This window comes from Pectobacterium fontis (assembly GCF_000803215.1).
Taxonomy (GTDB): domain Bacteria; phylum Pseudomonadota; class Gammaproteobacteria; order Enterobacterales; family Enterobacteriaceae; genus Pectobacterium; species Pectobacterium fontis.
The window spans coordinates 16,698-41,049 of record NZ_JSXC01000041.1; the positions used below are offsets into that span (position 1 = coordinate 16,698).

General features: G+C 51.7%; 23 protein-coding genes. 13 read left to right on the top strand and 10 right to left on the bottom strand.

What is annotated here, in order from left to right:
- Positions 1–30: 30 nt before the first annotated feature.
- The 10 genes from tsaE to OI69_RS15300 all read left to right on the top strand — a co-directional run bounded on the left by tsaE (position 31) and on the right by OI69_RS15300 (position 11,012).
- Positions 31–513 (top strand): tRNA (adenosine(37)-N6)-threonylcarbamoyltransferase complex ATPase subunit type 1 TsaE, encoded by a 483-nt coding sequence (tsaE, locus tag OI69_RS15255; RefSeq protein ID WP_039352210.1) that lies wholly within the window; start codon positions 31–33, stop codon positions 511–513.
- Complete coding sequence (gene amiB / locus OI69_RS15260; protein ID WP_039352213.1) at positions 510–2,183, top strand: N-acetylmuramoyl-L-alanine amidase AmiB; 1,674 nt, start codon at positions 510–512, stop codon at positions 2,181–2,183. Before tsaE ends, amiB begins: the two co-directional genes overlap by 4 nt.
- Before the next feature lie 51 nt (positions 2,184–2,234).
- Positions 2,235–4,199 (top strand): DNA mismatch repair endonuclease MutL, encoded by a 1,965-nt coding sequence (gene mutL, locus OI69_RS15265; protein WP_039352216.1) that lies wholly within the window; start codon positions 2,235–2,237, stop codon positions 4,197–4,199.
- Positions 4,192–5,142 carry a tRNA (adenosine(37)-N6)-dimethylallyltransferase MiaA gene (gene miaA / locus OI69_RS15270; protein WP_039352219.1) on the top strand — a complete coding sequence of 317 codons (951 nt, stop codon included), beginning with the start codon at positions 4,192–4,194 and terminating at the stop codon, positions 5,140–5,142. The genes mutL and miaA overlap by 8 nt, the downstream gene beginning before the upstream one ends.
- A 118-nt stretch (positions 5,143–5,260) precedes the next feature.
- Entirely contained in the window at positions 5,261–5,560 is a 300-nt protein-coding gene (gene hfq, locus OI69_RS15275) for an RNA chaperone Hfq (protein ID WP_039352223.1), read from the top strand.
- A gap of 94 nt (positions 5,561–5,654) precedes the next feature.
- A complete protein-coding gene (gene hflX / locus OI69_RS15280) occupies positions 5,655–6,935 on the top strand; it encodes a ribosome rescue GTPase HflX (RefSeq protein WP_039352226.1) in 1,281 nt (426 codons plus the stop codon).
- Positions 6,936–7,032: 97 nt separating this feature from the next.
- Complete coding sequence (gene hflK, locus OI69_RS15285; RefSeq protein ID WP_039352228.1) at positions 7,033–8,289, top strand: FtsH protease activity modulator HflK; 1,257 nt, start codon at positions 7,033–7,035, stop codon at positions 8,287–8,289.
- Between the two features lie 3 nt (positions 8,290–8,292).
- A complete protein-coding gene (hflC, locus tag OI69_RS15290; protein ID WP_039352231.1) occupies positions 8,293–9,288 on the top strand; it encodes a protease modulator HflC in 996 nt (331 codons plus the stop codon).
- Positions 9,289–9,413: 125 nt separating this feature from the next.
- Positions 9,414–9,614, top strand: coding sequence for a DUF2065 domain-containing protein (locus OI69_RS15295; protein WP_039352234.1), 201 nt, complete (start codon positions 9,414–9,416; stop codon positions 9,612–9,614).
- A 99-nt stretch (positions 9,615–9,713) separates the two neighbouring features.
- Entirely contained in the window at positions 9,714–11,012 is a 1,299-nt protein-coding gene (locus OI69_RS15300) for an adenylosuccinate synthase (RefSeq protein ID WP_039352235.1), read from the top strand.
- A gap of 104 nt (positions 11,013–11,116) precedes the next feature.
- Here the strand turns inward: OI69_RS15300 and mpl are convergent, their stop codons facing one another.
- Entirely contained in the window at positions 11,117–12,502 is a 1,386-nt protein-coding gene (gene mpl / locus OI69_RS15305) for a UDP-N-acetylmuramate:L-alanyl-gamma-D-glutamyl-meso-diaminopimelate ligase (protein WP_039352238.1), read from the bottom strand.
- Between the two features lie 169 nt (positions 12,503–12,671).
- On the opposite strand from mpl, the gene fbp reads away from it, so the two are divergent.
- Entirely contained in the window at positions 12,672–13,676 is a 1,005-nt protein-coding gene (fbp, locus tag OI69_RS15310; protein WP_039352240.1) for a class 1 fructose-bisphosphatase, read from the top strand.
- Between the two features lie 100 nt (positions 13,677–13,776).
- Here fbp and ruvX read toward each other — a convergent pair whose 3' ends face one another.
- From ruvX to metK, 7 genes are all read right to left on the bottom strand, one after another.
- Complete coding sequence (ruvX, locus tag OI69_RS15315; protein WP_039352244.1) at positions 13,777–14,196, bottom strand: Holliday junction resolvase RuvX; 420 nt, start codon at positions 14,194–14,196, stop codon at positions 13,777–13,779.
- Positions 14,196–14,759 carry a YqgE/AlgH family protein gene (locus OI69_RS15320; protein ID WP_039352247.1) on the bottom strand — a complete coding sequence of 188 codons (564 nt, stop codon included), beginning with the start codon at positions 14,757–14,759 and terminating at the stop codon, positions 14,196–14,198. The genes ruvX and OI69_RS15320 overlap by 1 nt, the downstream gene beginning before the upstream one ends.
- An 83-nt stretch (positions 14,760–14,842) precedes the next feature.
- Positions 14,843–15,802: a glutathione synthase gene (gene gshB, locus OI69_RS15325; protein ID WP_039352253.1), complete on the bottom strand. Its 960-nt coding sequence runs from the start codon at positions 15,800–15,802 to the stop codon at positions 14,843–14,845.
- Between the two features lie 11 nt (positions 15,803–15,813).
- Entirely contained in the window at positions 15,814–16,548 is a 735-nt protein-coding gene (rsmE, locus tag OI69_RS15330) for a 16S rRNA (uracil(1498)-N(3))-methyltransferase (protein ID WP_039352256.1), read from the bottom strand.
- A gap of 108 nt (positions 16,549–16,656) precedes the next feature.
- Complete coding sequence (endA, locus tag OI69_RS15335; protein WP_039352258.1) at positions 16,657–17,355, bottom strand: deoxyribonuclease I; 699 nt, start codon at positions 17,353–17,355, stop codon at positions 16,657–16,659.
- A gap of 96 nt (positions 17,356–17,451) precedes the next feature.
- Positions 17,452–17,964, bottom strand: coding sequence for a SprT family zinc-dependent metalloprotease (locus tag OI69_RS15340; RefSeq protein ID WP_039352273.1), 513 nt, complete (start codon positions 17,962–17,964; stop codon positions 17,452–17,454).
- A 112-nt stretch (positions 17,965–18,076) separates the two neighbouring features.
- A complete protein-coding gene (gene metK / locus OI69_RS15345) occupies positions 18,077–19,228 on the bottom strand; it encodes a methionine adenosyltransferase (RefSeq protein ID WP_039352260.1) in 1,152 nt (383 codons plus the stop codon).
- A gap of 557 nt (positions 19,229–19,785) precedes the next feature.
- Between metK and OI69_RS20090 the strand changes: the two genes are divergently transcribed.
- Positions 19,786–19,944: a hypothetical protein gene (locus OI69_RS20090; protein ID WP_167335192.1), complete on the top strand. Its 159-nt coding sequence runs from the start codon at positions 19,786–19,788 to the stop codon at positions 19,942–19,944.
- Positions 19,937–21,919 carry a biosynthetic arginine decarboxylase gene (speA, locus tag OI69_RS15355; protein WP_039352264.1) on the top strand — a complete coding sequence of 661 codons (1,983 nt, stop codon included), beginning with the start codon at positions 19,937–19,939 and terminating at the stop codon, positions 21,917–21,919. Before OI69_RS20090 ends, speA begins: the two co-directional genes overlap by 8 nt.
- 54 nt (positions 21,920–21,973) lie before the next feature.
- On the opposite strand, the gene OI69_RS15360 is transcribed toward speA, so the two are convergent.
- On the bottom strand, positions 21,974–22,519 hold the full coding sequence (locus OI69_RS15360; protein WP_039352266.1) for a helix-turn-helix transcriptional regulator: 546 nt from the start codon (positions 22,517–22,519) through the stop codon (positions 21,974–21,976).
- A 664-nt stretch (positions 22,520–23,183) separates the two neighbouring features.
- Positions 23,184–23,936 (bottom strand): metalloprotease LoiP, encoded by a 753-nt coding sequence (gene loiP / locus OI69_RS15365; RefSeq protein WP_039352268.1) that lies wholly within the window; start codon positions 23,934–23,936, stop codon positions 23,184–23,186.
- Positions 23,937–24,352: the final 416 nt, after the last annotated feature.

The following is a 24,352-nucleotide window of genomic DNA, read 5'->3' on the forward strand; positions in this document are numbered from 1 at the left end:
TTTAGAACTGATGTTTTTTAGAACAATAGAATGAAAAAAATAGCCTTACTTCTGCCCGATGAGGCAGCGACTATCTCTTTAGGCACGGCGCTGGCGCAAGCCTGCGACGGTGCTTGTGTCATTCACCTGTATGGCGATCTCGGCGCAGGGAAAACGACGTTTAGTCGTGGGTTCCTACAGGCACGCGGCCATCAGGGCAATGTCAAAAGCCCCACTTATACGCTGGTCGAGCCTTATGCGTTATCGCCACTGGCGGTTTACCACTTTGATCTCTATCGACTGGCCGACCCGGAAGAGTTGGAGTTTATGGGGATCCGCGATTACCTGACGCAGGATGCCATCTGTCTGATTGAATGGCCGCAACAGGGCGACGGCGTGTTACCGAATGCGGATATTGAACTGCACTTGCGCTATCAGGATCAGGGACGACAGGCGGAGCTACTCGCAGTCTCTGCGACGGGAGACGCAATGTTACAACGTTTTTCTCTTCAGCCAGGAACAACAGAATCATGATGAATCGTATGGTTAAGCTGTTCATCGGTGTATGGTTGTTGCTGGCAGGCACGGCGTGGGCAGCCAATCTGTCAGACATCAAGGTGGATAATGCGTCAGGTCAGGCGACGGTGCGCTTGAGCTTTAGCGGCCAGCCTATTTATGCTTTTTTCCCGCTCAGCAACCCCGCCAGAGTCGTGATCGATATTCGGCAGACTGGCGTCATTCAGGGGCTGCCGCTGGATTTTAGCGGGCAAAATCTGATTAAACGTGTGCGCACCAGCAATGCGCAAGACGCACAAAGTCTGCGTTTGGTACTGGATTTGACTCAGGCGGCTAAAACGCGAGCGGTGACGCAAAAAGAAGGATCGGGTTACGTTGTTGTCTTCACTATCACTGGCGATCAGGCGAAAGCGGTACAGGTCTCAGCGCCTCCGGCGTCACGTCAACAAAATCGTGCACCGGTAGAACCCGCGAAGAATCCGTTTACTAACAAACCCGCGGTTGCTGTGAATACTAGCCAAGTTCCGGCACGACAGAGTAATGAGCGGATTGTTGTGGCGATTGATGCCGGCCACGGGGGGCAGGATCCCGGCGCCATTGGCACGAACGGATTACGCGAGAAAAATGTCACCATTTCTATCGCCCGCAAGCTACAGGTCTTGCTGAATAGCGATCCGGCCTTTAAAGGTGTGCTGACGCGCGATGGCGACTACTTTATCTCCGTTATGGGGCGTTCGGATGTGGCGCGTAAACAGGGCGCGAACCTGTTAGTGTCGATTCATGCGGATGCCGCGCCGAACCGCAATGCCAAAGGGGCGTCGGTTTGGGTACTGTCCAACCGCCGTGCGAACAGCGAAATGGCAAACTGGCTGGAGCAGCATGAGAAACAGTCTGAGCTGTTAGGCGGCGCAGGCGATCTGCTGGCGAACAGCAGCGCGGATCCTTACCTCAGTCAGGCGGTGCTGGATTTACAGTTTGGTCATTCCCAGCGCGTCGGGTATGACGTAGCGACTAAGGTGCTGCGTGAGCTACAGCGCGTCGGCGGGTTGCATAAGCGCCGCCCTGAACACGCCAGTCTGGGCGTCTTGCGCTCGCCAGATATTCCTTCTCTGCTGGTGGAAACCGGGTTTATCACTAATGTTTCAGAAGAACGGTTATTGGGGAGTGACGACTATCAGGAAAAACTCGCCAATGCGATTTATCAGGGATTGAGAAGCTATTTCCAGACGCACCCGATGCAATCTGTTCCCAAAAATCCCCTCCCAAAGCAGGAAAACCGCCCACAACAGTCGGCGGCAAGTGATAGAGAAGCTCCCGGCCGTAACATCACCGGTGCGAAAGCGAGTGCCGGTAGCTCGCGTCATACGGTTGAACGTGGAGAAACGCTTTCCTCCATTGCCAGACGTTATGGCGTCAGTCTCGCAGCCATGCGTGAGGTGAATAAGCTGAACAAGGATATCGTCTGGGTGGGGCAACGGTTGAATATTCCCGCGACAGGCGTGAAGCAAACAGCATCAACGCCTGTGCCCAAAAAGGCAGCACCGGTGAAGCATAAGGTCGTAAAGGGTGATAGCCTGAGTGCGATTGCTACGCGTTACGGTGTCAGTATGAAAGAGATTCAGCAGGCGAATAATATGCGTTCCGGTACGGTACAACTGGGGCAAACGCTGATTATTCCATCCGCTTGATGTTTCATGCTGATGATGTCGATAGATTGAGGATAGCAAGAGGGATACGCCATGCCGATTCAGGTGCTGCCCCCGCAGTTGGCTAACCAGATCGCCGCCGGAGAAGTGGTTGAACGCCCAGCTTCGGTCGTGAAAGAGCTGGTGGAAAACAGTCTGGATGCAGGCGCGACCCGGATTGATATCGATATTGAACGCGGCGGCGCGAAGCTGATCCGCATTCGTGACAATGGGTCTGGCATCGGCAAGGATGAACTCACGCTGGCGCTGGCGCGTCATGCGACCAGTAAAATCGCCACGCTTGACGATCTGGAAGCCATCGTCAGTATGGGGTTTCGCGGCGAAGCGCTGGCGAGTATCAGTTCCGTTTCCCGTTTAACCCTGACATCACGCACTGCCGAACAATCCGAGGCCTGGCAGGCTTACGCCGAAGGGCGCGATATGGCGGTGACGGTCAAGCCTGCCGCCCATCCTGTCGGCACCACGCTGGAAGTGCTGGATCTGTTTTATAACACCCCCGCCCGCCGTAAATTTATGCGCACGGAAAAAACCGAATTCACTCATATTGATGAGGTGGTGCGCCGCATCGCGTTGGCGCGTTTCGATGTCGCCATTACGCTGCATCATAACGGTAAGCTGATGCGGCAGTATCGTGCGGCACCGGATAAAAGCCAATATGAGCGTCGCTTGAGCAGCATTTGCGGTACGACATTCTTACAGCATGCGCTCGCGGTGTCATGGCAGCACGGCGATCTCACCATCCATGGCTGGGTGGCCGATCCGGTTGGCGCGAAACAGTTACCCGATATGCAGTACTGCTATGTGAATCAGCGTATGATGCGCGACCGGCTGATTAATCATGCGATCCGTCAGGCTTATCAGGACCAGCTTAGCGACGAGCAGCAGCCCGCCTATGTCTTGTATTTGGAAATCGATCCGCATCAGGTTGATGTGAATGTACATCCTGCCAAACATGAGGTGCGGTTTCATCAGGCGCGGTTGGTACATGATTTTATCTATCAGGCCGTGATGACCGTTTTGCAACAGGCATCTGCGCCGGGGCTGGGGATGTCGGAGCCGGAAACCGGGAAATCCGTGCAATGGCAGCAGGAAAATCGTCCGGCCGCAGGGGAAAACCATTTTGCCCAACCCTCACGTACCAGCAATAGTGGTAACGCGCCGCGTACTGGTCAGGCGCGGGAATCTGCGTATTCCGGCTATCAGCCGGAGAATCCGTATCAGAAAAAGCAGGGCGATCTGTATAAGGCGTTGCTGCAACCGACGGATAACGTACCCGATACAACCCCGCCGTCGGGCGAACGGGTTCCTGTGTCACCGAATATCGCTACTGTGTCGGATGTGGCTGTGCCACCCACGGCATTGCATGATGTATCCCCGAATCGGACTACTCAGCCACGCCCGTTGGCTGAGTCACCGCTGGAAAGCCAATCGAATGGTTTTGGTCGGGTATTGGCGGTGTATCCACCGTGCTACGCGCTGTTGGAGTTCCATAAGGGGTTAGCGATGTTATCGCTCTGCGTCGCTGAACGTTATCTGAAAGCGGTACAACTGACTCCGACGGAAGAGGGATTACGGGCGCAACCGTTACTGATTCCCCAGCGCCTGACGCTGAGTAAATCTGAACTAAACATTTTGTTGACCCATCACGCTTTGCTAGCGCGTTTTGGTATTGATGTCTTGGTGGAGTCACAGCGTGCCACGTTGCGTGCCGTACCTTTACCATTGCGCCAACAAAATTTACAAAACTTGATCTCCGAACTGATAGGCTATCTGGCCGATTATCAGACGGTTGAGACACAGCAGGTGGAACCCGGCGCGTTGGCGTCGTGGATGGCGACGCGATTGCAGAGCGATCAGGAACACTGGAACCATTCTCAGGCCATACAATTACTGGCGGATGTTGAGCGGCTTTGCCCGCAACTGGCGAAAGCGCCGCCGTCTGAACTTTTATATATGATGGACATCCATGATGCCATCCAGGCTTTACAGCATGAATGATGTAGAAAACGTGTCGTTGCCGCCCGCCATTTTTATCATGGGGCCGACGGCGTCAGGAAAAACGGCATTGGCGATGGCGTTACGAGAATATTTGCCCGTAGAGTTGATTAGCGTGGATTCCGCCCTCATCTATAAAGGGATGGATATCGGGACGGCGAAGCCCAGTGCGGAAGAGCTAGCGCAGGCGCCGCATCGGTTAATCGACATTCTCGATCCGGCTGAATCTTATTCTGCGGCCGATTTTCGCCGCGATGCGCTACGTGAGATGGCAGACATTACTGCTGCCGGGCGTATTCCCCTGCTGGTAGGGGGGACGATGCTGTATTTTAAGGCACTGCTGGAGGGGCTTTCTCCTCTGCCTTCAGCCGATGCTGCTGTGCGTCAACGCATTGAAGAACAGGCAAAAGACATCGGCTGGGAAGCGATGCATCGACAGCTTAGCGAGATTGATCCCGTTGCGGCAATTCGGATTCATCCAAATGATCCGCAGAGACTCTCGCGAGCACTGGAAGTTTTTTTCGTTTCAGGTAACACTTTAACTGAACTGACAAAAACGTCTGGCGACGCGCTGCCTTATCAGGTTCATCAGTTTGCTATCGCCCCGGCGACGCGTGAATTGTTGCATCAGCGAATTGAACAGCGTTTTCACCAGATGTTGGCGGCGGATTTTGAGACAGAAGCCCGGTTATTGTTTGCCCGGCGCGACCTTCATACGGATATGCCCTCTATTCGTTGCGTTGGTTATCGCCAGATGTGGTCATATTTATCCGGTGAAATTGATTACGATGACATGGTTTATCGGGGAATTTGCGCGACGCGTCAGTTAGCGAAGCGGCAAATGACCTGGCTACGCGGTTGGGATGATGTCTGCTGGCTGGATAGCGAAAAACCGACTGAAGCACTCGACAAGGTGATACAAGTCGTTCGTGCACAGCTTTGTTAGTGCATAGGTTGGGTGATTGTGTACAATCGGTGAGTCTCAGCGTGCAAGTTTTTACACCGTTATTTTAGAACCGCAGGGTTCTTTGTTACAAACAACATACAAATAAGGAAAATATAGAATGGCTAAGGGGCAATCTTTGCAAGATCCGTTCTTGAACGCTTTGCGTCGTGAACGTGTTCCGGTTTCGATTTATTTGGTGAACGGTATTAAGCTGCAAGGTCAGATCGAATCTTTCGATCAGTTCGTGATTTTGTTGAAAAACACAGTCAGTCAGATGGTTTATAAGCACGCCATCTCTACCGTTGTTCCCTCTCGCCCAGTGTCTCACCATAGCAACAATCCAGGCGGCAGCAACAATTATCACGGTAACAACACGACAGCTTCACAGCAGTCGCAGGATGCTGATGACGCCGAATAAGGCGTATTGTCAATTCACCACGGCGCGGGAGATCTGGACGCCTTGCTCGGCTCCTTCGCTGTGGTGTTTTTTGCTCGTTTGAGAGGTTACTCGCTTGTTTGACCGTTATGAATCAGGTGAACGGGCCATATTAGTTCATATTTTCTTTTCGCAAGAAAGAGATACGGAAGATCTGCTGGAGTTCGAATCTCTGGTTTCTTCTGCGGGTATCGAATCTTTGCAGGTGGTTACGGGGAGCCGAAAGGCACCTCACCCCAAGTATTTTGTCGGGGAAGGCAAAGCCGAAGAAATTGCTCAGGCAGTAAAAGAAACGGGTGCGTTTGTTGTGCTGTTTGATCATGCGCTGACGCCTGCTCAGGAACGTAATCTGGAGCGGTTGTGTGAGTGCCGGGTGATTGATCGTACCGGACTGATTTTAGATATTTTTGCCCAACGTGCGCGTACTCACGAGGGGAAATTACAGGTAGAACTGGCACAGTTGCGCCACCTCGCGACCCGACTGGTTCGCGGCTGGACGCACCTTGAACGCCAGAAAGGCGGGATCGGTTTGCGTGGCCCGGGTGAAACCCAGCTTGAAACCGACCGTCGTTTATTACGTAACCGTATCACTCAGATACTGTCGCGTCTCGAACGGGTAGAAAAACAGCGTGAACAGGGGCGACGGTCGCGGGTTCGCGCCGATGTTCCTACCGTGTCGCTGGTGGGCTATACCAATGCGGGTAAATCCACGCTGTTTAACACGATTACATCGGCGGGTGTTTATGCTGCCGATCAGTTATTTGCCACACTGGATCCAACATTGCGCCGCATTCAAGTGGATGATGTCGGAGATACGGTGCTGGCGGATACCGTAGGTTTTATCCGGCAGTTACCCCATGATTTGGTGGCTGCGTTTAAGGCTACACTACAGGAAACACGCCAGGCCTCGTTGTTGTTGCACGTTGTTGATGCCGCCGATCCTCGTCTTGACGAGAACATCGAGGCGGTCAATGACGTACTGGCGGAAATTGAGGCGGATGAAATACCTGCGCTGTTGGTAATGAACAAAATTGATATGCTGGATGATTTCGTTCCGCGTATCGATCGCAACGAAGAGAATCTACCGGTACGGGTCTGGCTTTCAGCACAGACTGGCGACGGTATTCCGTTGCTATTTCAGGCATTGACTGAGCGGCTTTCCGGGGAAATCGCGCAATATACCTTGCATCTTCCCCCGCAGGCAGGACGCTTGCGTAGTCGTTTTTACCAGCTTCAGGCAATAGAAAAAGAATGGATTGAAGAGGATGGGCAAATTGGTTTGGTTATCCGTATGCCGATTGCTGACTGGTGCCGCCTCTGCAAAAAAGAGCAGGAACTGATGGACTATATTGTCTGATTTGACTGGCAGAAACAGTCTGGCTGGCCGAAATAGTCTAACGGACTCTGGGATATTGAACCTGAAGAACACCTATCATAAAGAATGGAGCTAAAACATGGCGTGGAATCAGCCCGGTAATAACGGACAAGACCGCGACCCGTGGGGGAGCAGCAATAATGGCGGCAACTCTGGCGGAAATAATAATAAAGGTGGCCGAGATCAGGGGCCGCCGGATCTGGACGACATCTTCCGTAAACTGAGCAAAAAACTCGGCGAACTGGGTGGCGGAAAAGGTTCTGGCTCGAACAACAGCGGAAATCCTGGCGGCCCGGCACTGGGTGGTCGGATCGTCGGTATCGCTGCCGTCGCTGCGGTTGTCATCTGGGCTGCGACGGGTTTCTATACCATTAAAGAAGCGGAACGCGGTGTCGTCACGCGCTTTGGTAAATTCAGCCATTTAGTCGGGCCTGGTCTTAACTGGAAACCGACCTTCATTGACTCTGTTCGCGCGGTGAACGTCGAGTCGGTGCGTGAACTGGCAACGTCGGGCGTGATGCTGACGTCAGATGAAAACGTCGTGCGCGTTGAAATGAACGTGCAATACCGAGTTACTCAGCCAGAACAATATCTATTCAGTGTCACCAATGCTGATGACAGCCTGCGTCAGGCGACTGACAGTGCGCTGCGTGGCGTGATTGGTAAGTACACGATGGATAAAATTTTGACTGAAGGTCGTACCATTGTGCGTACGGATACCCAGCGCGTACTGGAAGAAACCGTTCGTCCGTACAACATGGGGATTACGCTGCTGGACGTCAACTTCCAGACCGCACGCCCCCCGGAAGAAGTGAAGGCCGCGTTTGATGATGCGATTGCCGCGCGTGAAAACGAACAGCAATATATTCGTGAAGCGGAAGCCTACGCGAACGAAGTGCAGCCGCGTGCCAACGGTCAGGCGCAACGTATTCTGGAAGAGTCACGCGCTTATAAAACCCGTACTGTTCTGGAAGCTCAGGGTGAAGTTGCTCGCTTTGCTCGCGTCTTACCGGAATATAAAGCCGCACCGGAAATTACCCGTGAGCGTCTGTATATCGAAACGATGGAACGCGTGCTGAGCCAAACCCGTAAAGTGCTGGTCAATGACAAAGGGAGCAACCTGATGGTGCTGCCATTGGATCAGATGCTGCGTGGGCAAGGCGGTGAGAATACGCAAAACAATAATAGTGCCAGCGCGAGTCCACTGCGTTTGCCTAATAACAGCAGCGGTGCGCTCAATAGCAACCAGACGCGCAGTAGCAACAATGGAAATATCATGGATCAGCGCAGAGCTAATGCGCAGCGTGATGACTTCACTCGAGTAGGGAGAGAATAATCGATGCGTAAGCCCTTACTATTTATCCTGATTCTGGTACTGATGGTGGTCTATGCGTCACTGTTTGTGGTGCAGGAAGGCCAGCGCGGCATTGTGATGCGTTTTGGCAAAGTATTGCGTGATGATGACAATAAACCGCTGATTTATGCGCCGGGATTGCAGTTCAAGATTCCGTTTATCGACTCAGTGAAAATGCTGGATGCACGTATCCAGACGATGGAAAATCAGGCTGACCGTTTTATTACTAAAGAGCAGAAAGACCTGATTGTCGATTCCTATCTGAAATGGCGTATCAGCGACTTCAGCCGTTACTATCTGGCTACGGGCGGTGGCGACATTTCTCAGGCTGAAGTCCTGCTGAAACGTAAATTCAGTGACCGTCTGCGTTCCGAGATTGGTCGTCTGGATGTAAAAGGCATTGTGACCGACTCGCGTGGACAACTGATGTCTGACGTGCGCGAAGCGCTGAATACCGGTACGGGGGAAACGACCGAGGCCGATAATGCGATTGCTTCTGCTGCGGCACGCGTTGAGAAAGAGACGACGAGTAACGAGCCTCACATCAACCCTAACAGTATGGCTGCGCTGGGTATTCAGGTTATCGATGTGCGTATCAAGCAAATCAACCTGCCAACTGAAGTCTCTGACGCTATTTATCAACGTATGCGTGCAGAGCGTGAAGCGGTAGCGCGTCGCCACCGTTCGCAAGGTCAGGAAGAAGCGGAAAAACTGAAAGCGACGGCAGACTATGAAGTGACCCGTACGCTGGCCGAAGCGGAACGCCAGGGGCGTATCACTCGTGGTGAAGGGGATGCCGAAGCGGCGAAACTGTTTGCTAACGCATTCAGCGAAGATCCTGATTTCTACGCTTTCGTTCGTAGCCTGCGCGCGTACGAAAGCAGCTTCAATAATAATCAGGACGTCATGGTTCTTAGCCCGGATAGTGACTTCTTCCGCTACATGAAGTCACCAGACAGCAGTATGGCACCACGTCGCTGATCGTCATTAGCTGACATCGTTATCAAGCCCGGGTTATTCTCCGGGCTTTTTTTGTGCCGTTTTCTGGCAGAGATCATGTAAAGGGTTTAGCCCCGTTTGTGCTTAGCGCGCGAAAAGAGGTTGTTATGAATTCAACGATTTGGCTGGCGATTGGGCTGGTTTTGGTACTCGAAGGGCTGGGACCGCTGTTGTTTCCCCGTCTCTGGCGGCGGATGATTTTGGGTATGGCGCAGTTGCCGGATACTATTTTGCGCCGTTTTGGCGGCGGAATAGTTGTTGCCGGCTGCGTGATCTACTACATGTTGCGTAGCCGCATGGGCGGCTAAAATTAAGCAGAAAAATGTGCGCAATCGTGTGCTAAAAGTACTGAAAGCATCCAAGTGAGATGTTAGAATCCTTTTTTAAGCAACCTGGTGATTCTTGAAATGGGTAAGAACGTCGTCGTACTGGGCACCCAATGGGGTGACGAAGGTAAAGGCAAGGTCGTTGACCTGCTGACTGAACGGGCTAAATATGTTGTGCGCTATCAGGGTGGACACAACGCTGGCCACACGCTGGTTATCAACGGTGAAAAAACCGTCCTTCATTTAATTCCTTCTGGCATTCTGCGTGAAAATGTTGTCAGCATCATCGGTAACGGTGTTGTGCTGGCGCCTGACGCATTGATGAAAGAAATGACGAATCTTGAAGCGCGTGGCGTCCCGGTACGCGAACGTCTGCTGCTTTCTGAAGCCTGTCCGTTAATCCTGCCTTATCACGTTGCGTTGGATAACGCCCGTGAGAAAGCGCGTGGTGCGAAAGCCATTGGTACGACGGGGCGTGGTATCGGCCCGGCGTATGAAGATAAAGTGGCTCGCCGTGGCCTGCGCGTGGGCGATCTGTTTGATAAAGAAACCTTTGCTGTCAAACTGAAAGAGATCGTCGAATACCATAACTTCCAACTGGTTAACTACTACAAAGTCGATGCGGTCGACTACCAGAAAGTGCTGGACGATGTGCTGGCGATTGCTGACATCCTGACCGCTATGGTCGTTGATGTTTCCGATCTGCTGTACAAAGCGCATCTGCGTGGCGATTTCGTCATGTTTGAAGGCGCACAGGGTACGCTGCTGGATATCGACCACGGCACTTATCCGTACGTGACTTCCTCAAATACCACGGCGGGTGGCGTTGCTACCGGTTCTGGTCTGGGGCCACGCTATGTTGATTACGTGCTGGGTATCGTGAAAGCGTACTCGACCCGTGTGGGCGCAGGTCCATTCCCGACCGAGCTGTTTGAAGAAGTCGGTGAGCATCTGTCGCAAAAAGGTAACGAGTTTGGCGCGACTACGGGGCGTCGTCGCCGTACTGGCTGGCTGGATGCGGTCGCTGTGCGTCGTGCGGTACAGATCAACTCGCTGTCTGGTTTCTGCCTGACTAAACTGGATGTGCTGGACGGCCTGAAAGAAATTAAGATCTGCGTAGGCTATCGTTTACCGAATGGCACCGAAGTGGATGTCACTCCGCTGGCTGCTGAAGGCTGGGAAGGACTGGAGCCGATTTACGAAACGATGCCGGGCTGGTCTGAAAGTACGTTTGGCGTGAAAGATCACAGCAAACTGCCGCAGGCTGCGCTGAACTACATCAAACGTATCGAAGAAGTGACCGGTGTGCCGATTGATATTATCTCTACCGGCCCCGATCGCAGCGAAACCATGGTACTGCGCGACCCGTTCGACGCTTGATTGCGTCCTAACGGTTGCGGCACAGATGAAAAAGGACGGGAATCCCGTCCTTTTTGCTATTGAGGTTTAGCCGCCGCGGTGTGCATAACAACGTCGTCCCCTCGTTATTCTTGCGCATGTTCCGCCTTCTGCGCTTTCTTCCTCAGGCCATCCAGTAGCTTATTGTGAATGTTGCTGAATCCGCCGTTGCTCATGACCAAAATGTGATCGCCAGGCTGCGCGGTCTTGACGATGTTTTCTACCAACGTGTCAATATCTGCACTCCAGTGAGCGGGCTGTACGCAGGCTTCCGCGACGTCTACCACCTGCCATGGAATATGCGCGGGCTGGAATAGGAAAACTTCATCGGCGCGGCCTAATGACGGTGCCAGTTCGTTTTTGCACATACCCAATTTCATGGTGTTAGAACGAGGCTCAAGTACGGCCAGAATACGTGCGGTGCCGCCAACTTTGCTGCGTAACGCTGACAGCGTTGCCAGAATTGCGGTAGGGTGATGGGCAAAATCGTCATAAACGGCGACGCCATGCTCTGTACCACGTAGCTCAAGGCGACGGCGCGCGTTGATAAACCCGCCCAGCGCGCGGCAAGCATCGGCGGGTAGCACGCCGACGTGGTGTGCCGCAGCAATCGCCATCAGTCCATTGTGCATGTTGTGTTCACCCACTAGCTTCCAGTGGACTTCACCGACGAGTGCATTGTTTAGGTAAACCTGATATTGGCTGGCATCGATCGCGACTTTCTGAGCACGCCACACGCCTTCTTCACCGACCAATTCCTGCTCGCTCCAGCATCCCATTCCCATCACCTGTTTGAGGTTAAGATCGTTGGTGGGCAGGATGATCTTTCCACTGCCTGGCACCAGTCGTACAAGGTGGTGGAACTGTTTCTGAATGGCTTTCAGATCGTCAAAGATATCGGCGTGATCGAACTCAAGATTGTTGAGCACCAGCGTTCTTGGGCAGTAATGGACGAACTTAGAGCGTTTGTCGAAGAACGCACAGTCATATTCATCGGCTTCGAGCACCATGAATGGGCTGTCACCCAGTCGTGCAGAAACGGTGAAATTGCCGGGAACGCCACCGATCACAAAGCCGGGCTGGTAGCCGCAATCTTCCAGGATCCAGGTAACCATTCCCGCCGTGGTGGTTTTGCCATGCGTTCCCGCGACGGCAATCACCCAGCGATCGCGTAGGACATAATCGTGCAACCACTGTGGGCCGGAAACATAAGGTAACCCCTGTTCCAGTACGGCCTCGACGCACGGGTTGCCACGCGTCATCGCGTTACCGATGATGACTAAATCAGGAGCGGGGGTAAGCTGTGCCGGATCGTACCCCTGAATCAGCGTGATTCCCTGCTCTTCAAGTAAGGTACTCATGGGGGGATAAACATTTGCATCTGAGCCTGTGACGTCATGCCCCAGTGAGCGAGCCAGCAGGGCAAGGCCACCCATAAAGGTGCCACAGATACCTAAAATATGAATACGCATACATTTTCCATCTTCACAGTGAGTCTGCGTCACATTCTAACGCTATGAATCCGCCATAAGAAATGGATTTGACTAGGTACTCACTTTCTCTTTGGGCTACACTGCATGCGCAAACGTTGGCGGTGTAGAAACGAAACCGCTTTTCATCCGTAGATTCTGGAATAGTGTTATGAAAACGTTAGGCGAATTTATCGTCGAAAAACAGCACGATTTCTCTCACGCCACAGGTGAGCTTACCGCGCTGCTGTCTGCTATTAAACTGGGTGCCAAGATTATTCACCGTGATATCAATAAAGCGGGTCTGGTTGATATCCTGGGAGCCAGCGGCATTTCTAATGTTCAGGGCGAAGTGCAGATGAAACTCGATCTGTATGCCAATGAAAAACTGAAAGCAGCATTAAAGGCGCGTGGTGAAGTGGCAGGTATTGCCTCTGAAGAAGAAGACGAGATTGTCATCTTCGAAGGGGATAAGGCGGAAAATGCCAAGTATGTGGTGCTGATGGATCCGCTGGATGGCTCGTCGAATATCGATGTGAACGTCTCTGTCGGTACGATTTTCTCTATTTATCGTCGTATCACGCCGCTGGGCACCTCAGTCACAGAAGCTGACTTCTTGCAGCCGGGTAGCCAGCAGGTCGCGGCGGGCTACATTGTGTACGGATCTTCAACCATGCTGGTGTATACCACGGGTCACGGCGTGCATGCCTTTACCTACGATCCGTCGCTCGGTGTATTCTGTCTCTCGCATGAAAAAGTTTGCTTCCCAGAAAAAGGGAATATGTATTCCATCAACGAAGGGAACTACATCAAGTTTCCTGCTGGCGTGAAGAAATACATTAAATACTGTCAGGAACAGGATGAAGAAACGCAGCGTCCTTACACGTCGCGTTACATCGGTTCACTGGTGGCGGATTTTCACCGTAATCTGCTGAAAGGCGGAATTTACCTGTATCCGAGCACGGCGAGCTATCCGAAAGGGAAACTGCGTTTGCTGTACGAATGCAACCCGATGGCGTTTCTGGCGGAGCAGGCGGGCGGTAAAGCCAGTGACGGTAAAAACCGTATTCTGGATATCACGCCGGAGAAATTGCATCAGCGCTCACCGTTCTTTGTCGGAACGGAATCGATGGTGAATGATGTCGAACGTTTCATCCGTGAATTCCCCGACGCGTAATTAGCGTATTCCCGTGTTGTCAGGCTCTTTGCCAACGCGGGATGACGGAATGGCGTGCTATCCAGTACGCCATCCTTGTGCTCCGTCGTCACCCGCGTTTTTAGTGCTGTGCCTCGAACCAACTCTCCAGAATAATCACCGCAGAAGCCGCGTCTACACTACCTTTATCCAGCGCTTTAAAGCCGCCGCGTTCAAAGAGATCGGCACGGGCTTCCACCGTACTCAAGCGTTCGTCGTGTAGCGCAATCGCGACGCCAAAGCGGCCATGCAGTCGGTTAGCGAATTTACGCGCCCTTGCCGTTAGCGGCTGTTCGGTGCCATCCATATTGAGCGGCAGGCCGACGACGACCAAATCGGGTTGCCATTCTGACAACAGCTTCTCCACTTTTTGCCAGTCGGGTATCCCTTCCTGCGCCTTAAAAGATGTCAATGGGCGCGCCGTACCGGTAATTTCCTGACCGATCGCAACGCCGATACTTTTTGTCCCAAAATCAAAGGCAAGAAGGGTTCTGCTGCTCATTAGGCATGTCCTGCTTCGGTGGAGATATTATGAATGTCGATGCCCAATTTTCTGGCCGCCGCCCGCCAGCGCTCGGCAATCGGGGTATGGAACAGGATGTTTTCATCGGCCGGCGTTGTCAGCCAGGCGTTTTCCAGCAGTTCCTCTTCCAACTGGCCGTTTTCCCAGGCGGAATAGCCTAAGGCGACCAGCGTGTTTTTCGGCTGTTTGGACGTGCCCAAGGTTTCCAGCACGTCTTTTGAGGTGGTGATCATGGTGTCTTCAGAAATACTGATACTGGAGCCAAAGCCGGAGCAGGGCGTATGCAGGATAAAACCACGATCGTCTGCCAGCGGGCCACCCATGAAGACGGGCTTATCCAATCGGATGGCCGGATCGCGCGGTGTCGGATCTATTTTCAGCTTTTTCAGCACATTTTCCACGGAAAACTGATCCATCGGTTTGTTGATGATCAGCCCCATCGCTCCGTCTTCATTATGTTCGCAGATATAGACCACCGAACGTTTAAATACAGAGTCTTGTAGTGCTGGCATAGCAATGAGGAAGTGATGCTGTAAATTCATTATGTATTTTTATCGATATCCGTCAGCGTTGGAGAAACGGCCCGTATTGCGCGGGCCGGGTGGTGTGTCGGGTATTTTTTGTGTCAGCGAGTACGTGCAGCCAGACGTCTTTCGATGGCGTCCATCAGCATTCCGGTGATGGAAACATCCGGGTAGGCCGCTTCGATTTCACGCACGCAGGTTGGGCTAGTGACGTTAATTTCTGTCAGGCGATCGCCGATGATGTCCAGACCGACGAAAATCAGACCTTTCGCTTTTAACGTCGGTGCGACATCGCGGGCGATTTTCCAATCGCTTTCGGTCAGAGGACGTGCTTCACCACGACCACCGGCGGCCAGATTGCCGCGCGTTTCACCGCTCTTGGGAATGCGCGCCAGGCAGTAAGGGACGGGTTCACCATCGACCACCAGCACGCGCTTGTCGCCCTCTTTAATGGCAGGCAGATAGTTTTGCGCCATGCAGTAACGGGTCGCGTGTTCGGTCAGCGTTTCGATGATGACCGAGACATTGGCGTCATCCTGCTTCAGGCGGAAAATAGATGCGCCGCCCATGCCGTCCAGCGGTTTGAGAATGACGTCGCCGTGTGTTTCATGGAACTGACGCAGTTTGTCTGCACGACGCGTGACCAACGTGTCGGGGGTCAGGTGCGGGAACCAGGCGGTGAACAGCTTCTCATTGCAATCGCGCAGGCTTTGCGGCTTGTTGACGATCAGCGTGCCTTTCTCTTCCGCGCGTTCCAGAATATAGGTGGCGTAAATGAACTCCGTATCGAACGGTGGATCTTTACGCATCAGCACGACATCCAGATCTTCCAGCGCGATATCCTGCTCGCCGGAGAAATCGTACCAGCCGTCGTAATCGTATTGGACGCTCAGGCGACGTGTTGTGGCGCGTGCAACGCCGGCGTGCATATAGAGATCGTTCATCTCCATATAATGCAGTTCCCAACCACGGCGCTGTGCTTCCAGCAGCATGGCAAAGCTGGTGTCTTTCTTGATATTGATGGTGTCAATCGGGTCCATCACGATACCGAGCTTAATCATTCTTTTCTCCTTTACCCCACATCGCCGAAACGTACCTGTAAGGCGGTGATGGCGGTGAGTGCAGTAGTTTCTGTTCGCAAGACGCGTGGCCCCAACAGGATATCAGTGAATCCGTGTTCTGAGGTCATGGTAATTTCATCGGCGGTGAGTCCACCTTCCGGGCCAATCAGCAGCCGCACTCGTTCGACGGGCAGCGGCAGCGTATTAATACTGTGTGTCGCGCGCGGGTGCAGATTCAATTTCAACGCGTTGTCTTGCTCTGCACACCAGGCCTCCAGCGTCATCGCTGGCCGTACCAGCGGCACACAGTTGCGGCCAGATTGTTCACAGGCGGCAACTGCGATTTTCTGCCACTGAGCAATTTTTTTCTCCATACGCTCGGCATCCAGTTTTACCCCACAGCGTTCAGAAAGCAGCGGGGTAATCACATTAACACCCAGCTCGATGGATTTCTGGACAGTGAATTCCATCTTTTCGCCGCGTGACATCACCTGCCCCAGATGCAGATGTAAGGGCGATTCTCTATTTTCCAACTTACCTGCTGTGAAACGAACGCGCACACTCTTTTTTCCAGCCTCGAGGATGTCTGCATCAAAGACATGATTACTGCCATCAAACAACTGCAATGGCTGGCCTGGATTCATGCGTAACACACGACCCACATGATTAGCAGCATCGTCGCTCAGTTCGACTTCACCACCGTTAGGGGAAAGCGCTTCGGGATGAAAAATGCGTGGTACTCGCATACTGAATTAAGACCTTTGAAGCGGCGCAGGAACGCCAGAAATAAATGAAACCACCGTCATTTGACGGTGGTGACGCTTGAAACCAATTCGTTATAGTAGGTAGAGGAATTAGCGCTGGCAAGCGTGTTGAACATAGGGATTCGGGTTTCCCTGTTTTGCGGCGATGCGCTGATTGCGGGTACATTCCCAGGGGGTGACTGGGTATTGCTTATCCCAGGCTTCGAATAGTTGAGTCTGCTGGCTGGAAAGACGTAACTGGTAGCGATCGCGCATGTAGAAATAAGTACGGGCGATCTGGCCGCGGGCGTGCGCAGGCGGCTCTGCCAGATTGTTTTTGAAATCGACCTTCATCTCGCATTGACCGTATTGAGCGGCACCGCCGTTCCACTGGCCATACATGGCATTGCCACGATCGCCGTTGACCTCGCCGATAGCGGGTTGCAGGTTATGCAAATCGGTTTCCATCTCACGGTAGACCGGGTCGGCGCTACAGTTCTTTCTGCCGCCATCTTGCCAGCATTGGCGCTGGTGCCCGAACTGCCAGGCAGGCACGACATGTTCCCACTCGATACGGCTGGCACGCTGTTCATTTTTTCTGACCTGATAGCCGCAGGATTCAAGATCGGGCGTGCCTTTCTTGCCTTGCCACGTAATTTTGCAGCCGCAGTAGAATGAGCCGGGCGCATCCCGGTTAATCTCGACAGCGGCGGCTTTTGCCTGCGAAAAATTATTGATGTTTTGACCCAGCGCAGCGGCTGAAAATAGACCCGCGCCAACGGCGGAGATAGCGAAAATTTTGCGTAGCATATTCCAAATAATCCACAGGCGGTAAAGCTGGCAGACTACCGGATGTCTCGTCAGCAGGCAAATGCAAAAGTAGTTTTTAAAACTGGAAATTCCCCTTTAAATAGAACTTTTTACATCATAACGTAAGGTTTTTCCGCAGCGACGGCAGCGATATTCTGTTTCGCCGCGCAGCACGCGATTGTGGCGACGGACAGTAAGCTCATGCTGTTGGCAATCGCACAGATAGGTGAACGTTTTCCCTTGTACAGATTGCACCGCAAACCGATGGGTACGTTTCGCGGGAACAAGCAGGACGTTTTCCATCATCCAACGCCACTCTTTGCCATGGGGGGCGACACGACCAAAACGCGCGTAGACCAAAAGATGGGCGAGTTCATGGGGAACCACTTCATCGATAAAGGCCTGCTGATTCTCCTGCAACAACACGGGGTTTAGCCGAATTTCCCAGTGTTGCAGCCAGGCCGTTCCAGCCGTCGCGCCACGCTGCTGATAATTCACCGTTGGCTCGGTGTAGTGGGTCTGCAAGGTGAGGTTAGCCTGCTGCAATTTATCACGCAGGCAGCGCATCACAGCCTGATGGCTGGCAATGGGGATTCGAGGTGTGTTCATATTCTGTGAGAATAAAGTGAGTGGCAGGGAGACGCAATAGGCGAAGCGGAGGGAAATCAGAATGAAAAACGGCGAATTCTCATTCGCCATTTGTCTTTATTGCATTGCCGGATTACAGACCCGCAGCTTCACGCAACTGAGCGGCTTTGTCGGTTTTTTCCCACGGGAAATGCTCGCGGCCAAAGTGACCGTAGGCTGCCGTTTCCTGATAAATCGGGTGCAGCAGATCCAGCATCTGGATTAAGCCGTAAGGACGCAGATCGAAGAATTCACGCACCAGCAGCGTCAGTTGTTCGGTGGATACTTTCTCTGTGCCGAACGTTTCGATCATGATAGACGTTGGCTCCGCCACGCCAATCGCGTAGGACACCTGAATCTCGCAGCGATCGGCCAGGCCAGCGGCGACGATGTTCTTGGCAACATAGCGTGCAGCATAGGCAGCAGAGCGGTCTACTTTAGACGGATCCTTACCGGAGAACGCGCCACCACCGTGACGCGCCGCGCCGCCGTAGGTATCCACGATGATTTTACGACCGGTCAGGCCGCAGTCACCCATTGGGCCGCCGATAACAAAGCGTCCGGTTGGGTTGATGAAATACTTGGTGTTGGCAGACAGCCACTCTGCGGGCAGAACCGGTTTGATGATCTCTTCCATCACCGCTTCATGCAGATCTTTCTGGCCGATCTCTTCTGAATGCTGAGTAGACAGTACCACGGCATCAATACCGGCAATCTTGCCATCGTCGTACAGGAACGTAACCTGACTTTTCGCATCCGGGCGCAGCCACGGCAGCGTGCCACTCTTGCGCACTTCCGACTGGCGTTGGACCAGACGGTGTGCATAAGTTACGGGCGCTGGCATCAGCACGTCAGTTTCATTGGTCGCGTAGCCGAACATCAAACCCTGATCGCCCGCGCCTTGTTCCAGCGGGTCGGTGCGGTCAACGCCCTGATTGATGTCAGGCGACTGTTTGCCAATCGCGCTCAGTACGGCGCAAGAGTTGGCATCAAAGCCCATTTCAGAATTGACATAACCGATATCACGCACGGTACGACGGGTAATTTCTTCAATATCGACCCAGGCGCTGGTGGTAATTTCACCACCGACTAACACCATTCCGGTCTTGACATAAGTCTCACAAGCGACACGCGCTTTTGGGTCTTGCTCCAGAATGGCGTCGAGAACCGCATCGGAAATCTGGTCAGCAATTTTATCAGGATGTCCTTCAGAGACTGACTCGGACGTAAAAAGGTGTTTAGCCATGGGTTTTTTTACCTTCAAATCAAAGCCGTTAAGCAGTGTATCAGTTAATCAGTATAGACGGATTAACATCTGGATGGCTATTCTAGGTTACCTTTCGGCCTGAGTGCCAGTAGTTTTTCGCATTAGCCGCCCTCATCCTTCTATCATCAGCCGTTTTTTCTTTTACAAGAGATGACAGGGGGCATTTTCATTTTGCTTTTCCAGCAGCATGTCGGTATAAACGGCGAGCTGTGATGCAACCCGTGACATCTTGAAATGTCTTATTGATAGCTGACCGCATAGCCTGCGGCGCATGTGGAGGTGGTTGGATTAATGATCCGTTGTTTACTGAGTATATTGCGTTCGCAATATGTCCCTTTTGACGCGACCGCGTCCGTGACTCAACCCTTCTTTTCCGTCTCTCGACGTGGCCTGTCTTTAAATTCAGCACAGGACTCCAGGGCTGGCTAATCTGCCTGTTATTCTTTCTGCCAGAAGCGGTTAACGCCTTTCTGGTCATGTTCGCCTGGTGGTTTTCACGACGAGTTTTATCGACCCGTAACACGGAGTCCGACAACGTGTTTTACACTAATAAGAGTCATAATGTGGCGGCATACTTCACTACGCCGGTTTTTTCACTGTCGATGCCGCATGTTGCAGGTATGCTCATGTGGACGGTTTATGCAGGAACTGATGTGATCAGCAGTCCAGAAAAAGAAGAGGTTCGTTATGTCTGACGACATGATTCATCACGGCTCGTCAGCGACGGGTAAACATGAAAATTTGCGCTCAATGCAGGAGGTTGCCATGAATGACCGTAATGCCAGCGAAATGCTTCGTACCTACAATATTGCCTGGTGGGGCAATAATTACTATGACGTCAATGAGCTTGGCCACATTAGCGTGTGCCCGGATCCAGACGTACCAGAAGCTCGCGTCGATCTGGCCAGATTGGTCAAAGATATGCAGAAAGAGAACCATCAGCGCTTGCCTGCGCTGTTCTGCTTTCCGCAAATCCTTCAGCATCGCCTGCGTTCTATTAACGCTGCGTTTAAACAGGCGCGTGAATCATTTGGCTATGAAGGTGGGTATTTTCTGGTTTATCCGATCAAGGTTAACCAGCATCGACGCGTCATTGAATCACTGGCTAACTCCGGTGAGCCTTTGGGGTTGGAAGCCGGTTCCAAAGCGGAACTGATGGCCGTGCTGGGCCATGCTGGCATGACGCGCACGGTGATTGTATGTAACGGTTATAAAGACCGTGAATACATCCGTCTGGCACTCATCGGTGAAAAGCTGGGCCACAAGGTGTATCTGGTCATCGAAAAGATGTCCGAAATCCGGCTGGTGCTGGAAGAAGCTGAGCGTCTGAATGTGGTGCCGCGTCTTGGCGTTCGCGCGCGTCTGGCTTCTCAGGGGTCAGGTAAGTGGCAATCCAGCGGCGGCGAAAAATCCAAGTTTGGCCTGGCGGCGATTCAGGTGCTACAACTGGTTGAGATGCTGCGTGAAGCGGGGCGGTTGGATAGCCTGCAACTGCTGCATTTCCACTTGGGATCGCAGTTGGCGAATATCCGTGATATCGCGACGGGTGTGCGTGAATCGGCGCGTTTCTATGTCGAGTTGCATAAGCTGGGTGTAAATATTCAGTGCTTTGACGTCGGTGGCGGTTTGGGTGTGGACTACGAAGGAACGCGCTCTCAGTCCGATTGTTCGGTGAACTATGGCCTGAATGAATACGCCAACAACGTAATTTGGGGCATCGGCGATGCCTGTAACGAACACGGATTGCCGCATCCAACGGTGATCACTGAATCTGGCCGTGCGGTAACTGCCCACCATACGGTCTTGGTTTCCAATATTATCGGGGTGGAACGCAACGAGTTCAGCGAACCTACCGAGCCAGAAGAAGGCGATCCACGCGCACTGGAAAGCCTGTGGTCAACCTGGAAGGAAATCAAACAGCCGGGGAAACGCCGTTCGCTGCGTGAGTGGCTGCACGACAGCCAGATGGATTTGCACGATGTGCATACCCAGTACACGCACGGCATGCTGGATCTGACACAGCGTGCGAAAGCAGAGCAGCTTTATCTGAGCATCTGCCAGATGATTCAGGAGCAGTTAGATCCCAGTAATCGTGCGCATCGGCCAGTGATTGATGAGTTACAGGAGCGTATGGCTGACAAGCTGTATGTCAACTTCTCGCTGTTCCAATCGATGCCGGACGCATGGGGGATCGATCAACTGTTCCCGGTTCTGCCGCTGGAAGGGCTGGATAAGCCGCCTGAGCGTCGCGCTGTACTGCTGGACATCACTTGTGATTCCGATGGTACGATCGATCATTATGTCGATGGTGACGGAATCGCGACGACGATGCCCATGCCGCCTTACGATCCAGAAAACCCGCCGCTGTTGGGCTTCTTTATGGTTGGTGCCTACCAGGAAATCCTGGGGAATATGCATAACCTGTTCGGCGATACATCGACGGTTGACGTGTTTGTCTTCCAGGACGGCACCGTTGAGATTGAAGAGTCCGACGAAGGAAATACGGTTGCCGACATGCTGGAGTATGTACAGCTTGACCCTAAAGTACTGATGACCCGTTTTCGCGATCAGGTGAAAGAAACCGACCTGGATGCCGAACTTCAGGCGCAGTTCTTGGAAGAGTTTGAGACCGGGCTGTATGGTTATACGTATTTGGAAGATGAAGAGTAAGTGTGACTGAGTAAAAAGGGATGCTCGTGAGCATCCCTTTTTTTCCCTTATCGGTCAGATAAGGGAATGATTCATGTTGATATCGTTTGCTGGTTTAGGCAGGGAATCAAATTCTTCAATGACGCTGTCTTTGAAGAGAATTTTAGCAATAAGCAGTAAAGAGTTTTTATCCTGAACGCCATATTTATTCAATAATCGTGATTTACTGTTCAGTACCGATTTTTTATTTAATCCGATGCGATCCGCGATTGCCTCTGCTGAGTAGCCCGCACTCCAATACTGAAACACCGAATATTCAGATTTTGACAGCCTGACAGGACTGAATAAACGGCGATCGTGAAGATGGACGAAATCGAACAATTTATAAAGAGAATTAATGTCTGCTGACTTTGAAATAAGAATCGTTTTTTCGTCAATAGATACCGGAGGGTGATAGGGCGAATTATTGATGATAACAAACGATAACGCCATATTATAAAAATGAGTTCTTATCGACTCATAGTAGTCCTCAAAGCCCTCACTGCTGCCATCAATAATGAAAATACATTTATTCTTTCCTTGTTGCAGCGTAAACCTGTTGACGGGCTTTATCGAAAGCATAGGAATACTAGATAGGATTTCCCGTAATCCTACCGTGGTAAAATTGCATTTACTGAAAATTCTCACATCCATGATTTTTAACACATATGAGTTTATTGTCTGAAAGTAGTGACAAACCAATAATCGCTGCTGATGTTATCCAGTTATTAAAAAAACGCGGTCTGGAAATACCCTGACATCGCCAAAAAGTTAAGCATCGAGAGAAATCTGCTAAAGCGAAAACGCGTTTTATCATATATCTACATGATCAAACTGGAAAATTTTTATCGGTTTGACATAGTATGCTTGATTTACTGCTTTATTTCTATTTTTAAGTACACAGGGGTATCCCATTTTTCTTGCTTATTGGGTGCTATGTCTGCATTGATCGTGCCTGTTTGCCACTCCTTTCATTCATTTTGTGTCGCTTTCCGGTATCTGGAAATCTACACTGTATCGTTTCTTAAAAAGACAACGAAACAGCAAATTTGATTGGAAATAACTATTTTTTTATATTTATTGATTCTTTATTCCTATCATGGCGAGGGAATGACGATGAAATACCGCTGTTATGTAACAGCTTACCGTGAATGTGTCGGGGATGATAGTGGTCGGATGACACGCGGGCAATTGAGATTTTTTCAATTGCCCGCGTGTATTTTTTGCGATTGATTAGAGCGTGGGATTACTTCTCGGTAGCGATACGGTCACGGATGTGTTTCGCACGCCCTTCAGAGGAAGGGTGAGAATCAAACATGCTGCTTTCATGGCCCGCATCAAGTTTGGCCAGTTTCTCAAAGCTGGTTGCCAGACCTTCTCGTTTGATGCCACGTTTTTTCAGCAAATCAAAGGAGTAGTCATCAGCCTGTGTTTCCTGAGCTTGAGAGAATTGAGAATTAATCAGCGCTTCACCCAGATCGGCCAACTGAGATTGTGACAGTGATGCCGCTACGCCGCCCGCAGAGGCAGCGGCAGTACGTGCTGCCGTCGCCGCATAGGCAACTTGCATCGCTTTACGCGTGTGGCCCAGCGCAACGTGACCAATTTCATGGCCGAGAACACCTTCCACTTCATTGTCGTTCATCATATCCATCAGGCCGCTGTAGACGCGGATGCAGCCGTTCGCCATCGCCCAGGCGTTAACGTCTTTTGTCAGATAAACTTTGTAGTTCGCTGGTGTACCGTTGATGTCATGACCCAGTGCATCTGCAATTTTATTCAGGCGCTGTGTGTATTTGCTGTCGGCGGGGGCAATTTTTGCCTCTTTATCCATTTGCTCACAGGACTGATTGCTGAGGGATTTCACATCGGCATCACTGAGCGTTGCCGCCTGGAAAGCTTGTGCGCCGGATTGCATTAAGGTACTGGTGTTTAAGTTCTGGCAGCCGGTCAGCAAAGTTGCGACACACAGAGCCAGTACAGAAGAACGAATAGCCATAAAAATCATCTCCATACGATTAGTGTTTATTTTTTAATACCTAAAAAGCGGCTATAAGCTACCTGAAAACGACATTGATAAATAGATCGGAAAATCTGATTCTTGGTTTTTTCTAGCCTGGTGGCGATGAGTTTGGTTTCTGCGGTGCACTAAAAAGGTGTAGCGGATAAAGGCGAATGCACTGAAAAATAGGGGAGATAGCGTTGTAATCAACTGCACAATCGATAAAAGAACCGTCATTGATTCGTCAGCCGATAAATCCCTGTTTTTTGCTCACGGTTCCATGTGCATTCCCTCTACTTTTCATGTACATTTGTAATCATATTTATTTTGTCATTCTTGTTTAACTTGTTGATTTTAATGGTTATACAGGGAAGATATTTGTTCAATCCGATCTGGAGTCAAGCATGTCCTCT

Excerpts from the sequence above, each read along its gene's own strand:
- tsaE (WP_039352210.1), top strand. The coding sequence starts at position 31 with ATGAAAAAAATAGCCTTACTTCTGCCCGATGAGGCAGCGACTATCTCT.
- OI69_RS15320 (WP_039352247.1), bottom strand. The coding sequence starts at position 14,759 with ATGAATTTACAGCATCACTTCCTCATTGCTATGCCAGCACTACAAGAC.
- metK (WP_039352260.1), bottom strand. The coding sequence starts at position 19,228 with ATGGCTAAACACCTTTTTACGTCCGAGTCAGTCTCTGAAGGACATCCT.
- hflC (WP_039352231.1), top strand. The coding sequence starts at position 8,293 with ATGCGTAAGCCCTTACTATTTATCCTGATTCTGGTACTGATGGTGGTC.
- endA (WP_039352258.1), bottom strand. The coding sequence starts at position 17,355 with ATGCTACGCAAAATTTTCGCTATCTCCGCCGTTGGCGCGGGTCTATTT.
- OI69_RS15295 (WP_039352234.1), top strand. The coding sequence starts at position 9,414 with ATGAATTCAACGATTTGGCTGGCGATTGGGCTGGTTTTGGTACTCGAA.
- gshB (WP_039352253.1), bottom strand. The coding sequence starts at position 15,802 with ATGATTAAGCTCGGTATCGTGATGGACCCGATTGACACCATCAATATC.
- OI69_RS15360 (WP_039352266.1), bottom strand. The coding sequence starts at position 22,519 with ATGCTTTCGATAAAGCCCGTCAACAGGTTTACGCTGCAACAAGGAAAG.
- speA (WP_039352264.1), top strand. The coding sequence starts at position 19,937 with ATGTCTGACGACATGATTCATCACGGCTCGTCAGCGACGGGTAAACAT.
- mutL (WP_039352216.1), top strand. The coding sequence starts at position 2,235 with ATGCCGATTCAGGTGCTGCCCCCGCAGTTGGCTAACCAGATCGCCGCC.
- miaA (WP_039352219.1), top strand. The coding sequence starts at position 4,192 with ATGAATGATGTAGAAAACGTGTCGTTGCCGCCCGCCATTTTTATCATG.
- OI69_RS15300 (WP_039352235.1), top strand. The coding sequence starts at position 9,714 with ATGGGTAAGAACGTCGTCGTACTGGGCACCCAATGGGGTGACGAAGGT.
- hflK (WP_039352228.1), top strand. The coding sequence starts at position 7,033 with ATGGCGTGGAATCAGCCCGGTAATAACGGACAAGACCGCGACCCGTGG.
- hfq (WP_039352223.1), top strand. The coding sequence starts at position 5,261 with ATGGCTAAGGGGCAATCTTTGCAAGATCCGTTCTTGAACGCTTTGCGT.
- mpl (WP_039352238.1), bottom strand. The coding sequence starts at position 12,502 with ATGCGTATTCATATTTTAGGTATCTGTGGCACCTTTATGGGTGGCCTT.
- rsmE (WP_039352256.1), bottom strand. The coding sequence starts at position 16,548 with ATGCGAGTACCACGCATTTTTCATCCCGAAGCGCTTTCCCCTAACGGT.
- fbp (WP_039352240.1), top strand. The coding sequence starts at position 12,672 with ATGAAAACGTTAGGCGAATTTATCGTCGAAAAACAGCACGATTTCTCT.
- amiB (WP_039352213.1), top strand. The coding sequence starts at position 510 with ATGATGAATCGTATGGTTAAGCTGTTCATCGGTGTATGGTTGTTGCTG.
- loiP (WP_039352268.1), bottom strand. The coding sequence starts at position 23,936 with ATGGCTATTCGTTCTTCTGTACTGGCTCTGTGTGTCGCAACTTTGCTG.
- ruvX (WP_039352244.1), bottom strand. The coding sequence starts at position 14,196 with ATGAGCAGCAGAACCCTTCTTGCCTTTGATTTTGGGACAAAAAGTATC.
- OI69_RS15340 (WP_039352273.1), bottom strand. The coding sequence starts at position 17,964 with ATGAACACACCTCGAATCCCCATTGCCAGCCATCAGGCTGTGATGCGC.